The organism is Pseudoflavonifractor sp. 60 (assembly GCF_009911645.1).
Classification (GTDB): Bacteria; Bacillota; Clostridia; order Oscillospirales; family Oscillospiraceae; genus Lawsonibacter.
Window position 1 is genome coordinate 1 of record NZ_QWKI01000389.1, and the last position, 282, is coordinate 282.

Sequence of the window (282 nt, forward strand, 5' to 3'; positions counted from 1 at the left end):
AGGATGGGACGCAGAAGTGGGTGGACTTTGCTGCGTCTTTTTGGCACGCAGACTGTGTTCGGGGTATGAGCCAGGCCACCTTCACGGAGCGTTACCGCAAGTGGTGCAAGCGAAACCGCTACAATTTCAGCAGCGACAAAGCTGCCGAAATCTATACCGGAGCGAAAGACCAGATTGCCATGATACCAAAGGACGATTTGACCAAGCGGCTGATCCGGCAGGCCATTGATTCCCTCAATACTGTTTCCAAGACCGTGGAACAGCTCAAGGCTGAGATGCTGA

1 pseudogene is annotated in these 282 nt (G+C 53.5%); it reads left to right on the top strand.

The features are described 5' to 3' along the window. Positions 1-282, top strand: a pseudogene (locus tag D1646_RS22545) (IS110 family transposase); the annotation flags it as partial.